The sequence below is a fragment of the Pyrococcus horikoshii OT3 genome, from assembly GCF_000011105.1.
Lineage (GTDB): Archaea > Methanobacteriota_B > Thermococci > Thermococcales > Thermococcaceae > Pyrococcus > Pyrococcus horikoshii.
Window position 1 is genome coordinate 128,654 of the sequence record NC_000961.1, and the last position, 13,732, is coordinate 142,385.

Genomic DNA, 13,732 nt, shown 5'->3' on the forward strand with positions numbered 1-13,732 from the left:
TCTCGATCCAGTATGCCTTCAAGAACTTTCTGGGTTCAGGGAAATAGCGTACAAGCATAACTATCGGTTTAAGGTTCTCTCGAGTAAGAAGAGGATTTTAAATCCTAGCTCTTACCTTTATACATGCTCGGTCTAAAGACCTCCATAATAGGGAGGAGGGTGATTTACTTTCAGGAAATAACTTCGACTAACGAATTTGCGAAAACCTCATATCTTGAGGAAGGTACTGTAATAGTTGCCGATAAGCAAACTATGGGCCATGGAAGGCTAAACAGGAAATGGGAGTCTCCAGAGGGTGGTTTATGGCTAAGCATCGTTTTAAGCCCTAAGGTTCCTCAGAAGGATCTTCCCAAGATAGTATTCCTGGGAGCTGTAGGGGTTGTGGAAACCCTAAAGGAGTTCTCGATAGATGGAAGGATAAAGTGGCCCAACGACGTCTTAGTTAATTACAAGAAGATAGCTGGAGTTTTGGTTGAGGGAAAGGGAGATAAGATTGTGCTTGGAATAGGATTAAATGTTAACAACAAAGTTCCAAACGGTGCTACTTCTATGAAGCTTGAGCTTGGCTCTGAAGTTCCACTATTGAGCGTTTTTAGATCCTTAATTACAAATTTAGATAGACTATATTTGAACTTCCTCAAAAATCCCATGGATATACTTAACCTTGTCAGGGATAACATGATCCTTGGGGTGAGGGTTAAAATATTAGGTGACGGAAGCTTTGAAGGGATAGCAGAAGATATCGATGACTTTGGAAGGTTAATCATCAGACTCGATAGTGGAGAAGTAAAGAAAGTAATCTATGGGGATGTTTCGCTAAGGTTCCTCTAAAAGATCTAATCCCTTCCCCTTCATAATTTCGATAGTTTTTTGCATGATGTCTTCCATTATCTTACTTACAGTTTCTTCAAGTTCAACGTTCTCTATTACAGGAACGTTGAATTTCTTAGCCCTTCTTATCAGGTAATCCTGAATCTCAAGTATCTCATCGAGGTGGGAGATATAGTAATCAGCGGGCCTCTTACTGTACCTAGTTCTTTCATAAAATCTTGCTTCCAGATCCTCTCTGCTTCTAGCAATGAGCATGTACATGAAGGTCATCTCCCCCTCTACCTTTACGAAACCAGGAACAACGTGGATCCCTTCTATTATTGCATTGAGCCCTTCTCTAACTGCCCTCTCTATTATTGCATTTATCCCCACTGTAACAGCACTAACCTGACTTTCGAACCCCGCTACTATTGGAGAATCTGTCACGGTTCCTTTTAGCTCCTTCCACGCTAGGAAAGTTGATGTATGAATTGTAGGTAACAGCTCAGGTGTTATTATCTTTCTTAGAACTTCCCTAATTGAGTCAGTTCCTATTACACTTCTTATTCCAAGTCTAAATGCTAGTTCCGTGGCTATAGTTGACTTTCCAACTCCGGTAGGTCCACCGAGAAGGATTATGAGGGGTACCTTCATCTTCCTAAATCTCCTCCAGAATATGTACCTCTTAGCTTCTTCCTTGAAACCCTTTTCGATTAGCTTTTGATAGGTGAGCTTCCTTATCTCATCCTTTGTGACTATTGTTTTCCCCTTCTTCACTAACTCTTCTTGGACTTCAATGGCTATGGAATACGCTAGATCAACGTCTATCCCAACTGATGTTATGGATCTTGTGAGTATTCCTCGTGAAAATGGCAATGAAACCTTATCGCCCTTTTCTATGACCCTTATCATTTACGATCCTCCTCGCGAGCTCTTTTACGGATTCCCTTAGATCTTTATCATCTATATTCTTTGGCTCGTAATCGAGAAAGACTATCCTCTTCCCACTTCTCAATGCACTCTTAATTGCAACGTCAACTGCACCAGCTTTTAGCTCGACTATTAAGGTGTCATAGCTGACCTTCTTTAGCTCTTCCCTCAACTTTACCCTATTAGCTAAGTTCCCGCTGAATCCAACCACATCAATTCCTCTATCTTCAAGTTCTTTGGTAACCCTCTTTGCAGAATTGGTGGATGTCGTGACGACAACGGCCTTTCCTTCTACATTCCCTATGAGCCTTGGGGAAAACCTCGTTAAGTGTATATCTGCATCAGGATTAATTTCTTTTATCAAGCTTGATATTTTCCCCGGATCTTTAACTTCATCGGCCATAGTAACCACTATTAAATCCCCAAGGCTTATCCTGAGCGGATAAAGGTACATCTTGATCTCTTTCCCCTGGAGTGCGCTGACAACTGTAATGAATCCTTCAGATAGAACGTTTGCAAAGCTAGCTCCCGAGCCTTCAAATACTATTATCTCAGGATTTAGGGATTTTGCAACCTCTATTCCTTTCTGGAGAACGTCTAGGAAGGTAAAGCCTGCCAATCCTCCCCCGCACCTTCTACAACCTACCGTGGCTACTCCAGCTGTTAGAGCATCCTCAAAGTGATCTGAAGCTGCATGCCTCCCTTTTTCAGATACTTCAACTAGAAACTCCGGAGTTATCTCCATTAGATCGCCCCTTATAACTTCGGGACTCTCCGGCCCGCCCCTTCCCATTGTAACTATAACTACTTTGTATTCCTCCTTTAGGGTTCTACCAACGAACCCTCCAATTGCAGTCTTCCCGATCCTTTTTCCGGTTCCAATTATGTTTATCGAGGGAACGTCAATCTTTATCCACTCTTTCGGTTTAAATTCGAAATCGGCCCCTATGTAAGTTATTCCCCTCTTTAAAAGAAAGGAAGCTATCCTAAACCTAATTTCTGGTGTTAATACGGGTTCATCGCTTAAATCTATAACTTCCCTTATCTCGTTCTCCTCTATTGCCCTTTCAAGGGCTTTAAATATATCCTCATCATAATAAAGTTTAATGCTCAGCGTTCTTTCAACATCCCTTATGCTACCTATCTTCTCCATTCCCCCAACGAAGACTGCACAATCCACCTTAAGCTTCTCTAGCGCCCACCTATTAACATCTGGATAATGCTCACCATCTATAAGGGCTAACCTCATAGCGTATCCCACATTCTTTTTCCCAAAAGTTAAAATTATTCTTATGTTAACTGTTTTTACTTAACTCTTTCGAGAAGTTTATAAAATTTAGTTACATCAAAGTCCCGGGGATTGATGAGATGAGGAAAGTAATTCCTATCTTAGGTATATTGCTGTTGTCTTTCATTATCCTGGGATGCTTGGGAAGCGAAAGTAGGGAAGCTAGACTGATAATATTTCATGCAGGTTCCCTGAGTATCCCTCTTAGCCAGGTGGAAGAAAAATTCACTAAATACGCCCAGGAAAAGCTTGGAGTAAAGGTTACATTTCAGGATGAAGCAAGCGGAAGCGTTAAAGCCGTTAGGAAAGTTACAGATTTAAAGAAAAGAGCTGACATAGTTGCGGTTGCCGACTATACTTTAATCCCTCAGTTGATGATCCCTAATTACACGGATTTCTACGTTCTCTTCGCTACCAATGAGATAGTCATAGCCTTCACGAATAAGAGCAAATATGCCGATGAAATGCTCAAGAACCCGGATAAATGGTACGAGATCCTTTCAAGGCCAGATGTTTCCTTTGGCTTTTCTGATCCCAACCAGGATCCCTGCGGTTACCGCTCCGTAATGGTGATGAAGCTTGCGGAGCTTTACTATGGAAGGCCCATTTTTAAGGAACTCGTCGAGAAGACGACCAACATTTACTCAAATGGGACTAGAATATATGCTCCAAAGGAAATAATAATCAAGGATAAGCGGGTTATCATGAGGCCGAAGGAGACAGATCTAGTTGGTTTAGTTGAGTCGGGAAGTTTGGACTACATATTTATTTACAAGAGTGTTGCTAAGCAGCATCACTTAAGCTACATAACTTTACCTGATGATATAAACCTAGGGGACTTTAATAAAGCTGACTTCTACGGTAGGGTTAGCATAACGCTGGGTTCGACGGGTAAAACTATAAAGGCTAAGCCAATAGTTTATGGAATTACGGTACTTAAAAACGCTCCCAATAGGGAATTAGCTATAGAGTTCCTAAGATTCTTATTGGGAAACGAGGGAAGAAAGATATTTGAGGATAACTATCAAGAGTTCCTCTCTCCACCTGTAGCCTTTGGGAACGTTCCTCCAGAGATTAGGAGGTTAGTGGAGGTCAAGGATTAGCTTAAACCTCTTAGCATCCCTGCACATGCTCGTGTTATTAAAGAACACGAAGCTCTCTTCAACGTTCCATCCGAGAACCCTCTCTCTTATCTTTTTCAATTCTTCATCGCTGTAGCTGTGGTTGTATATTATTTTCCCTCCTTCGTACTTTCCATGGAGGCGATAATAGTTAACGCTCCCCTTGTGGAGTGGAATCCTAAGCAGAGGGTCGGTGACGTCTATAACATCAAATTCTCTAACGAACCTCTTCACCCCCTTTTCGCTCCACCCTCTCAGTTCAACACCTATCTCAAAGTCTCCCCTATCTATTGCATTAAAGAACTTTTCCGCATTTTCAAAGCTTTCTTCACCCTCTTTGAAGCTTCTAGGTAGCTGAATTAGGATAAACCTAGCTCCCAGGACTTTAGCTTCCTTTAGGGTTATTCTCCAATAATGAAGAACCTCGTTCGTTGGCCTTAGTAATCCGACGTTCTTGGAAGGCTTAACGTTGCTTCTCCTCCACGTTGGGCTATTGGATGGATGTGTAACTCCTTGGAAGGCCTTTATGGAGAATGTAAATTCCTCCGGAGCTTTCTTCCTCCATCTCTCAAGGGTCTTTTCCTGGAGTACCTTGTAGAACGTCTGTTGAACTTCGACTGCATCAAAATCTTTAAAGTACTTTTCTCTAGCTTCACAAAATCCGCAAGTTCCTACGTGTATCATGATTCCTCGTTCTCATCCCTTCCTATATACCTTCCCATAATTATTAGTACTATGGAAAAGGGAAGGAAGCTCGCAAGCCCGAGGTTTATTGTGGTGAGAAAGTGAATTTCTCCAAATCCATATGCAAGTCCAAAGAAGAGCCCTCCTACGAAGGTTGACAGATTCTGTACTGCGTTTAAGCTCCCTATGGCTAGGGAGGATCTATGATATGAGACGAGAACCTTTCTGGAGATCGGCCTGAAGCTTTGGGATGAAAATAGTGCAAGAAACACGCCTAAGAAAACAGTTACTGGAGCTTTTATAGAAGCTAGGAGAGGTGAAATCGCTGAGAGAATTGAGATCAGGGAAACCATTTCTTTAACCATTCCAACGTCGGCCTTCCAGGAAGTTAAATAACTTAGGGCCGTTGCGGTAAAGCTTATCCATCCTAAGAGCTTGGCCGTCATCCCTTTCTCAATTCCTAAAGCTTCAGAAACGTAAACGTAAGTTATCTCCCCAGAAGAAAATGCGGTTATTATGGCTATTAGGGAGGTTATGGCCAGGATCTTCCCCGGATCTAGGGGTAGTTTCTCTCCCTTTCTTTCCTTCCTTTTTGGAGTGACGTATGCGTAGAGGAAATAATAGGCTAGGAACATTGATAAGGTCGTGAGGAGGTAAAAGAAGGAGACAATTAACATCTGGACTTTCAGCGTTAAATCGGCTAAGTACGCATATGCATAATTTCCAAGGAGGGATGCAACGCTGGCTAGGAAGAAGTAAATAGTCGTGACTCTAGCTCTAATCTTGTCAGGGCTTGCGCTTGCTATTGCGAACTGGGCCGTGGGCCAGCTTATACCATTTAGAAATCCGTTGGCGATCTTTATACCAACTACTTGGATCCAGTTGGTTGTTAGTGGGTATAAGTGCACTATAAGTGCATTTCCGGCCATAGCAAAGGCCCCTAGGTAGAGGAATTTCTTCCCTTTCTCAAGTAATATTCCTGAAAAGAGGGCTGAAAAAGCTCTTGCTAGTATAAATGACACTGAAACTAGAGAAAGAGAAAGCATTGAGGCTTTTAGAATATCCCGCGTGTAAAAAGCTATTGCGGGAGTTGAAAGCCTAAACCCTATCGTCCCCAGGAAGGCCGAAAGGATTAGCATAGTTATCCCTAGAGCTCTCTTCGCTTCCATCTCGCGTGATGTTTTTTCTAAGCTTTTTAAAGGTATCACCGGATAAGTGAAGTTACTTAACAGAATGTTTTTAAGTTAACAATCTTGAGGATTAGTGATGGGAAGGGATTATGCGCTCTACTTCTTCGCGGCCCTTGGTAGCTTTCTAGTTGTTTACATAGTTCTCCCCATAGTCACTATCTTTGCAAAGCAAGCCCTTGACTTTGAAATGCTGGTAAAGACTGTTCACGATCCCCTCGTCCTTGAAGCCCTTAGGAACTCTCTCCTCACTGCAACCGCAACGGCTTTGATATCCCTCTTCTTTGGGGTTCCATTAGGTTACATCCTGGCTAGGAAGGATTTTAGGGGGAAAAATTTCGTTCAAGCTATAATCGATGTTCCGGTAGTTATTCCTCACTCGGTAGTCGGTATAATGCTTCTGGTAACATTCTCCAATGCAATTTTGGACAGCTATAAAGGAATAATTGCAGCTATGTTATTCGTCTCAGCCCCTTTTGCAATAAACTCAGCTAGAGATGGCTTTTTAGCAGTTGATGAGAAGTTGGAGCACGTTGCGAGAACTCTGGGAGCTTCCAGAATAAGAACATTCTTTTCAATTTCACTTCCGATGGCCCTTCCTTCCATAGCCAGTGGTGGGATAATGGCCTGGGCGAGATCCATGAGCGAGGTTGGTGCTATACTCATAGTGGCCTATTATCCTAAGACGGCCCAGATTTTGGTTATGGAGTACTTTAACAACTACGGCTTAAGGGCTTCCAGGCCTATTTCCGTAATGCTAATGTTAATCAGCCTCTCGATATTTGTATTCTTAAGGTGGCTCATAGGGAGGGTTAGGGAATGATAGACTCGATAAGGGTTGAAGGCTTTAGAGGACTTAAGGAGCTTGAGCTTTCTAGCTTAAGGAGGATAAACGTAATCGTCGGGAGGAACAACTCTGGGAAGTCAACGTTGCTCGAAGCTTTATCCCTCTTCTTAGGAAGCTCTGACCCAGGAACGTTTGGTAACGTGCTCCATGAGATCTTAATCTGGAGGGGATGGTATGGGATCCAGACAGTTGATGATCTATTCTATAATGGTGGGGATTCATTCAGTATATCATCTACTGGTAAGACGCTGGAAGCCTTGAACTCAAAGCATTCCCTCGAGTTCAAGTTGAATGGAGAGCCTTTCTATAAAATTGATAGGGAATCGATAAGAAGGCTTGCTTCCCAAGCGGTACTATTGGCGAGGTTTTCCCCTAAAGAGAACTTCGAATTCTTAACCCCTTTAACTTTTAGGAGATTTGGATATGCTGAGAGCTTATACTCCTACGCCTACGAGAGGAAGGTTGTTAAGGATAGCATAAAGGTGCTTAACGAGGCTTACCCTGAAGTTGAAGGGTTTAGCCCCCTGCTGAAGGAGGATAACTGGGTGCTCTATGTTGAGACGAAGTACGGTGTTTACCCCTATTACCTCATGGGAGAGGGATTTAAGAGTGCAATGATAATCTCCTTCCTTTCCTCCCTCCTCAGGGATGGGGTGCTCTTAATAGATTCAGCTGAAGCTTTTCATCACCCTAAGTCACTTAAGGTCATGATCCAGACTCTAGTTAGGGGTTCTGAGAAGAACAATGTTCAGGTGTTTCTAACCACTCATAGCTTAGAACTCTTAGACCTAATGCTCGAAATGGGTAGGGATGGGTTCGTGATATATATGAAGAACGTTGAAGGGAGGATTGAAGTTGAGTCCATAGAATTTCAGAGGGCGAGTGAGCTCAGGGAAAGCATAGGCGTTGACCTGAGGGGGTTCTGATGAGGATCAAGCTTATAATCGTTGAGGGAAAAACCGATGAATCCTTCTTTAAGGTTCTTCTTGAGAAGCTCTACGGCTTTAGGGAGGCTAAGAAGTTAACTCCTGAGTTTCCCATTGGAAAGTGGGGATTTAGGATTGGAGAGCATCCTTTAGTCCTTGAGAAAGATAACATAGCCCTCGTTATTATACATGCTGAGGGAAAGCAGAGAATTCCCAAGGTACTTAAGAGCGTGCTCGATTCAGTTAAGCTCGGCCTCTTAAACGTAGAGGAAGTATACGTCGTTAGGGATGTAGACGAAGGAAATGACGTGTTTGAATGGGTTCTCAGCTTTCTTAGGGAGCGTGAAGTTAGGGTAGATAATGGAGCTATAGTAACAGAGGGTGTAAAGATTTATCCCTATGGTATGGGTAACTTAACGCTTAACGAGCCCTTCGTAAAAGAAAAGAAGGAGCTAGAGCTTTCTCTAGCTTACCTCGCTAAGCTAGATGGAATTCTGGAAAAGTATAGGGGTTCTATGAGGGCCTTAAGCCAGGATAAAGGGGATAAGCTGACACCGAAGGATGTCATGCATATTCTCTCCATAGCTAATGATTACACTGGTGACTGCCTCTCGGGGCTCTACGAGAAATACATAGGGATAATGATCCATAGAAATAGGGAGCTTCTCATAAGGTTTCTCTCCGAGGTTAATCTCCTTCCTCTCCTTGAAAGGATGGTGGGGTAAAATGCTCAAAGTTGAGTCAATATCAAAGGATTACAGGGAGTTTAAGCTTAGGGAGATAAGCTTCGACGTTAGGGAGGGGGAACACTTCATAATCTTAGGCCCCAGCGGATCCGGAAAGACAGTGTTGCTAGAAATAATAGCTGGAATCATAAGCCCGGATCGCGGGAGGATTTTGCTTAGGGGAGAGGATATAACTGGATTACCTCCCGAGAAGAGGAACTTCTCATATATACCGCAAAATTACGCCCTCTTCCCTCACATGACAGTTTTCGATAACATAGCCTTTGGGCTAAAGCTTAGGAAAATTCCAAGGAAGGAAGTAGCGAGAAAGGTAAGGGAGGTTGCGGAATCCCTAGGAATAGATCACCTCCTCCATAGGAAGCCCAGGACCTTAAGCGGGGGAGAACAGCAAAGGGTTGCGATAGCCAGGGCTTTAGTCGTCAAACCCGAGCTTTTACTTATGGATGAGCCATTTGCTAACCTAGATGTGCAAACAAAGTCTAAGCTTATCCGGGAAATGAAGAGGTGGAGGAAGGAGTTCGGGTTTACGGCTATACACGTTACTCATTCATTTGAGGAAGCACTAAGCTTGGGGGATAGGGTTGGGATAATGCTGAGGGGGAGGTTAGTTCAAGTTGGTGATGTAAGGGATGTCTTTTCTAAGCCTAAGAGTGAAGAAGTTGCAAGGTTCCTGGGTTTTGAGAACATAATAGAAGGGGTCGCAAATGGAAGAATTTTAAAGGTTGGAGACCTTAGAATAGAACTTCCCAGGGAAGTATGGGGTAAGGTTAGAGTAGGGATAAGGCCTGAGGATATAACCATCTTCATGGAAGGCGTTAAAACTTCAGCTAGGAACGTTTTCAAGGCTAGGGTTGAAGGTATTGAGGATTTAGGGGCTTTAGTTAAGCTTACCCTTAACCTTGGTGGAATTATCTTAAGGGCTTTCATCACGAGATCCTCCCTGATAGAGCTTGGGATAAGGGAAGGAGAAGAAGTGTACGCTAGCTTTAAGGCTTCGGCAATTCACGTATTTCCTTGAAGCCTTTCGGCTATAATAACTGCGGTGGCCGCCTTAACTATATCTGGAACTATAAAGGGTAAAACGCCGAGAATAAAGGCCTTATTAAATCCTACGAACCTTGCTAGCCACATCCAACCGATTAAGTATATCACGAGGAGCCCCATGAGGGATGTTAGGTACCTCACCTTTCCTCTTCCTAACCCGGCTATGAAAGTTGCAATTGGGAAGGCTATTATGTACCCTCCGGTTGGCCCTAGTATATGAGCTATACCTCCGCTGAACCCTGCGAAGACTGGAATTCCCAGGGCCCCTAGAATATCGTAGATTAAAATACTTAGAAATCCGAGCTTTGGCCCTAGCACTAATCCTGCTAATATAACGAAGAAGACCTGCAAGGTTAGGGGTACTGGGCCTATGCTAACGCTTATCTGGGCTCCAACTGATGTTAGGGCCACGAAGAGTGCCACTAGGGAAACCTCTTTGGCCTTCATGATAATCCCCTAAGTTAAAGTATTCCGGAAATGCAGTCAACTGGAACATGTTTGACTATTCTGACTTTCTTACCGGCCTTTAAAATCTTGTATCCCTTATTCCTGAGGCATTCAGCATCTATTATCAAAACGACAACGTCTTCTCCATGTCTCCTTCCAGTATTGTAGGCATCTTCATAGTTGATGCTTAGGTGGACGTACTGTCTCTTCATAGGCTTTATCCCTTCTCTCATTATTCCCTTCAGATTTCTCCTCACAGTTCCATGGTAGAGGACTTTACTCTCCTTATCCTCCTCGTGCCTTAGGATGACTGGATAGCTATGCCCATATCTAGCCCTGATCTTATTTCCCCTTATCTCGTACCTTCCCTTCTCATCCCTCTCTACGATCTCCCTAATGTACTCCTCGGTAACCCAGGGATAGACCTTCCTTACAGCGTTGACTAACTCTTCAATGCTTACAAATCCCTCTTCGTCTGGCTCTAGTCCAAATTCCCATGGGGAGTGCCTTAGTATATAGGCCATCAGCTTGCTGACTTTGAACCTCACATCTGTTGCTTTCCCTTTTTCAATAAAAAGCCTTTCTTACTTTAGATTTTAGTAAAAATGGAGGATGTAGAATTGAGTATTTACAAAACGTGGTAAATAGTGAAATTTATATGTCTCCTTGGGTATAATTTTATTGCTTTTGGGTGATTTACATGAGGCTCAAATTGAGCTTCATTTATGATGGGGACAAGTTCCAGCCCAATAAGCACGCTGTCCAGGGTTTCATTTATAATATGCTAAGGGGCACAGAGTACGAGGATAGGCACAATAGAAGGGGCTTTAAATTCTTTACATTCTCGGATGTTTTTAGGGATTCCAAGGGGTATTATAGCCTCTTAATAGCCTCCCCGGATAGCGGTTTTATAAACGCCCTCTATCTCTCCCTAAAGGATAGGGATCACGTTTACATTGGCAAGGATGAGATTAAGCTTGTAGAGGTCAAGAAGTTCAAGCTCAAGCTTAAGAGGGCCTTTCAAACTGGTTCTCCGGTAGTGATCTACAAGGATTCCAGGAAGAATGAGTACTTTAAGTTGCACGAGCATAGGGATCTTCTCTTCTTCCTGCAGAGGTTGAAGGAGAATGCTGAGAAAAAGTTCAACTCCTTTTACGGGGATGAGTTCCATCTTGAGGGCTTGATATTCGATAGGGTAATTCCCAAGGTCAGAAAGAACGGGAAGGTAGATGTGTACGTTAAGGTTGTGAAAAATGGAGTTCCGTTCCCAGTAATAGGAACCAACTGGGAATTGCTTGAAAAGGAAAGAATAAAGCCTGAGGAAAGGAGATTCTACAGGTTCATCATGGACTGCGGGTTGGGAGAAAAGAACAGTCTCGGTTTTGGTTTCTTGAATCCTATTAAGGGGGTGAAAAATTGAACGCTAAAGATTTGATATCCCTCGGTGGTTTGTTCCACGATATTGGAAAGCCGGTTCAGAGGGCTAGTCTGTATAAAGGGGATCATAGTGAGCAAGGCTTTAATTTTCTCCTTGAACTTGCTGAAGAGTTTAAAAAGAAGGGAAGAGAAGATACTGCTAGGATTTATGAGAAGCTAGCCCTATTTTCTAAGTACCATCACAAGGATAGGATGAGAGAGATAGATGACCTTGGCCTCGATGAGGAGCTAAAGGTAGCCTTATACTTGGTCTACGTGGCCGACAACATATCCTCCAAGGAAAGAGAGGAGCCAGGAAAAACCGGATATGATGTAACTAGGCCTCTAAAATCCGTTTTTAACAGGGAGCTTGCATATCCCCTAGTTGAGCTTAGTGAAAGTAGGCTACCTTTTCCTGGACACATTGAAAAAGTTACGAAAGATGACTACAGATACATCGTGAATATCATAAGGAAAAAGCTCTTAGAGACACCCCTCAAAATTGATAGAATTTTACCCCTCTTTGAGAAGTACCTAACTTTTGTGAGCTCAGCGACAACCGAGAACAACGTAATTTCTCTTTACGATCACTTAAAGATGACATCGGCAATAGCCTTGGCCCTCTATAATGCTGGTTGTAGGCCTAAGAAGTTAAGAGAAGCAGATAACTGCATGAAAGAGGAGAATCTTCTTTTAATAGAGGGGGATTTCTCTGGAATTCAAGCTTACATCTACAACGTTAGCGGTAAGGGAACTCTGAAGTACCTGAGGGCTAGAAGCTCCTACCTGGAGCTGATATCCTGGGATGTTGTGCTTAGGATAATAGAGGAGCTCGATCTAACATTAGCTAATGTTGTTTTCAATGCAGGAGGACATTTCATGATAATTGCCCAAAACACTGGGGAAGCAAGGAATAAATTGGAAAACATTAGAAAAGAGCTCTCTGAATGGCTTTGGAATAACCTGGATGGTGAAGTGTACTTGGGATTGGAGTGGATGAAGGTAAAAGGAGAGGATATGGTTAAGGATTTCAGGGAGGTAAGGGAGAAGCTAGGTAAATTGGTTGCGAGGAGGAAGCTCAGAAGGTTCGAGTTCGTTGACAATATCTTCAGCTTTGAGAGGTATTCTGAAAGGCTAATAGAGTGCTCAGTTTGTGGGAGGGAGATAAGGGAGGAGGAGGGTATCGAGCTAGAAGGGATCGGTAAGGTTTGCAAAACATGTGAAGCCCTCTTCCACCTGGGAGGGAACCTGCTAAAGGTCAAGGGATTCGCCCTCTTTGAGAAGGGATACGAGGGAGAGCTCTCCGGTCCCTTCTCTAAGTTCGTTCCCATAACTGGGATAATTCCTAAGGGAGCTAAGTATTATCTGCTTAAGAATACCTTTGAACCTTCAGCTGAGGTAGAGGGTACTTTTGTTCCTTACTTCGTCTCCGATTACTATCAGGAAGGTGAAGGAAATCAGGTGGTAACATTTGAGGAGTTGGCGGAGGCTAGCAAGGGAGCAAAACTCGTGGGGGTTATAAAGGGAGACGTTGACCATCTCGGTCTCTTCTTCTCCAATAGAGAGACTATATCTGAGTATGCAACGGCCTCACGCTTCATGGATTACTTCTTCAAGTTCTACCTTAAGCAGATAATCAGGGGGTACTATGAAGATGTCATTGGCTATGTCCCATCCCTAGGAGAGTGGAGGGAGAGGCCAAACGTGGTCGTCGTTTACGCTGGCGGCGATGACTTCTTTATTGTTGGAGCATGGAACGAGATCTTTGAACTCGCATTTAGGGTGAGAAATGCCTTCTCCTCTTATACTGGAAATAACTTAACAATTTCGATGGCCCTCGGCTACTTCCATCCAAAGACTCCCATATACAGGGTAGCCGAGGTTATGAAGGAGAGACTTGACATAGCTAAGGATGAGGGTAGGAACGCTGTTTACATAGTTGATAGACTTGGAACTTTCAGGAAATCTTACCCCTGGGATCTTTACATAAAATACTGGAAGGATATCGGTGAAAAAATTTACAGTAACGGGCTTAGGGAGGAGTTCAGGGATAAGAAGGGACTTCTCTATAAGATGCTAGAAATACGGGATCTGTACGCTAAGGATCCAGAGGATGTTAAATGGGCCTATCTCCTGGCGTATCATCTTAGTAGGCATGAGCTTGAGGAGAAGTTTAGGACTCTCTTCGGTATAGACGTTGAGGCCCTTGAAAGAGGGGAACCTCAGCCGATTTATTGGATTGATGGCGTTTTGAAGGTTATTCTAACCGCTGTTAGGGGTGGTTAG

14 protein-coding genes are annotated in these 13,732 nt (G+C 43.3%); 8 read left to right on the forward strand and 6 right to left on the reverse strand.

Annotated elements, in window-relative coordinates:
- Positions 1-123 precede the first annotated feature (123 nt).
- Positions 124-831, forward strand: a complete 708-nt coding sequence (locus tag PH_RS00675; RefSeq protein ID WP_010884259.1) for a biotin--[acetyl-CoA-carboxylase] ligase — start codon at positions 124-126, stop codon at positions 829-831.
- Here the strand turns inward: PH_RS00675 and PH_RS00680 are convergent.
- Together PH_RS00680 and PH_RS00685 are read right to left on the reverse strand one after the other, a co-directional pair.
- The gene (locus tag PH_RS00680; protein WP_010884260.1) at positions 817-1,722 is read right to left on the reverse strand and encodes a 2-phosphoglycerate kinase; all 906 of its coding nucleotides are present in this window, start codon (positions 1,720-1,722) and stop codon (positions 817-819) included. The genes PH_RS00675 and PH_RS00680 overlap by 15 nt on opposite strands.
- Positions 1,694-2,989, reverse strand: coding sequence for a 2,3-diphosphoglycerate synthetase (locus PH_RS00685; RefSeq protein ID WP_048053043.1), 1,296 nt, complete (start codon positions 2,987-2,989; stop codon positions 1,694-1,696). The genes PH_RS00680 and PH_RS00685 overlap by 29 nt, the downstream gene beginning before the upstream one ends.
- Before the next feature lie 119 nt (positions 2,990-3,108).
- On the opposite strand from PH_RS00685, the gene wtpA reads away from it, so the two are divergent.
- On the forward strand, positions 3,109-4,131 hold the full coding sequence (wtpA, locus tag PH_RS00690; RefSeq protein WP_010884262.1) for a tungstate ABC transporter substrate-binding protein WtpA: 1,023 nt from the start codon (positions 3,109-3,111) through the stop codon (positions 4,129-4,131).
- Here the strand turns inward: wtpA and PH_RS00695 are convergent.
- Positions 4,111-4,833, reverse strand: a complete 723-nt coding sequence (locus PH_RS00695; protein WP_010884263.1) for a DUF72 domain-containing protein — start codon at positions 4,831-4,833, stop codon at positions 4,111-4,113. The two genes, wtpA and PH_RS00695, sit on opposite strands and share 21 nt — an antisense overlap.
- Entirely contained in the window at positions 4,830-6,002 is a 1,173-nt protein-coding gene (locus PH_RS00700) for an MFS transporter (protein WP_048053044.1), read from the reverse strand. Before PH_RS00700 ends, PH_RS00695 begins: the two co-directional genes overlap by 4 nt.
- Positions 6,003-6,099: 97 nt before the next feature.
- On the opposite strand from PH_RS00700, the gene wtpB reads away from it, so the two are divergent.
- Genes wtpB through wtpC form a run of 4 tightly spaced genes read left to right on the forward strand, consistent with a single transcriptional unit; the run spans position 6,100 to position 9,557 of the window.
- Positions 6,100-6,843 (forward strand): tungstate ABC transporter permease WtpB, encoded by a 744-nt coding sequence (wtpB, locus tag PH_RS00705; RefSeq protein ID WP_048053045.1) that lies wholly within the window; start codon positions 6,100-6,102, stop codon positions 6,841-6,843.
- Positions 6,840-7,793 (forward strand): AAA family ATPase, encoded by a 954-nt coding sequence (locus PH_RS00710; RefSeq protein ID WP_010884266.1) that lies wholly within the window; start codon positions 6,840-6,842, stop codon positions 7,791-7,793. Before wtpB ends, PH_RS00710 begins: the two co-directional genes overlap by 4 nt.
- Complete coding sequence (locus tag PH_RS00715) at positions 7,793-8,518, forward strand: DUF3226 domain-containing protein (RefSeq protein WP_010884267.1); 726 nt, start codon at positions 7,793-7,795, stop codon at positions 8,516-8,518. The genes PH_RS00710 and PH_RS00715 overlap by 1 nt, the downstream gene beginning before the upstream one ends.
- Before the next feature lies 1 nt (position 8,519).
- Complete coding sequence (gene wtpC, locus PH_RS00720) at positions 8,520-9,557, forward strand: tungstate ABC transporter ATP-binding protein WtpC (protein ID WP_010884268.1); 1,038 nt, start codon at positions 8,520-8,522, stop codon at positions 9,555-9,557.
- On the opposite strand, the gene PH_RS00725 is transcribed toward wtpC, so the two are convergent.
- Together PH_RS00725 and PH_RS00730 are read right to left on the reverse strand one after the other, a co-directional pair.
- Positions 9,542-10,030, reverse strand: coding sequence for a biotin transporter BioY (locus PH_RS00725; protein ID WP_010884269.1), 489 nt, complete (start codon positions 10,028-10,030; stop codon positions 9,542-9,544). The genes wtpC and PH_RS00725 overlap by 16 nt on opposite strands.
- 14 nt (positions 10,031-10,044) lie before the next feature.
- A complete protein-coding gene (locus tag PH_RS00730; protein ID WP_048053543.1) occupies positions 10,045-10,554 on the reverse strand; it encodes an RNA 2'-phosphotransferase in 510 nt (169 codons plus the stop codon).
- Positions 10,555-10,730: 176 nt separating this feature from the next.
- On the opposite strand from PH_RS00730, the gene cas6 reads away from it, so the two are divergent.
- The gene (gene cas6 / locus PH_RS00735; RefSeq protein WP_048053046.1) at positions 10,731-11,450 is read left to right on the forward strand and encodes a CRISPR-associated endoribonuclease Cas6; all 720 of its coding nucleotides are present in this window, start codon (positions 10,731-10,733) and stop codon (positions 11,448-11,450) included.
- Entirely contained in the window at positions 11,447-13,732 is a 2,286-nt protein-coding gene (cas10, locus tag PH_RS00740) for a type III-A CRISPR-associated protein Cas10/Csm1 (RefSeq protein ID WP_048053047.1), read from the forward strand. The genes cas6 and cas10 overlap by 4 nt, the downstream gene beginning before the upstream one ends.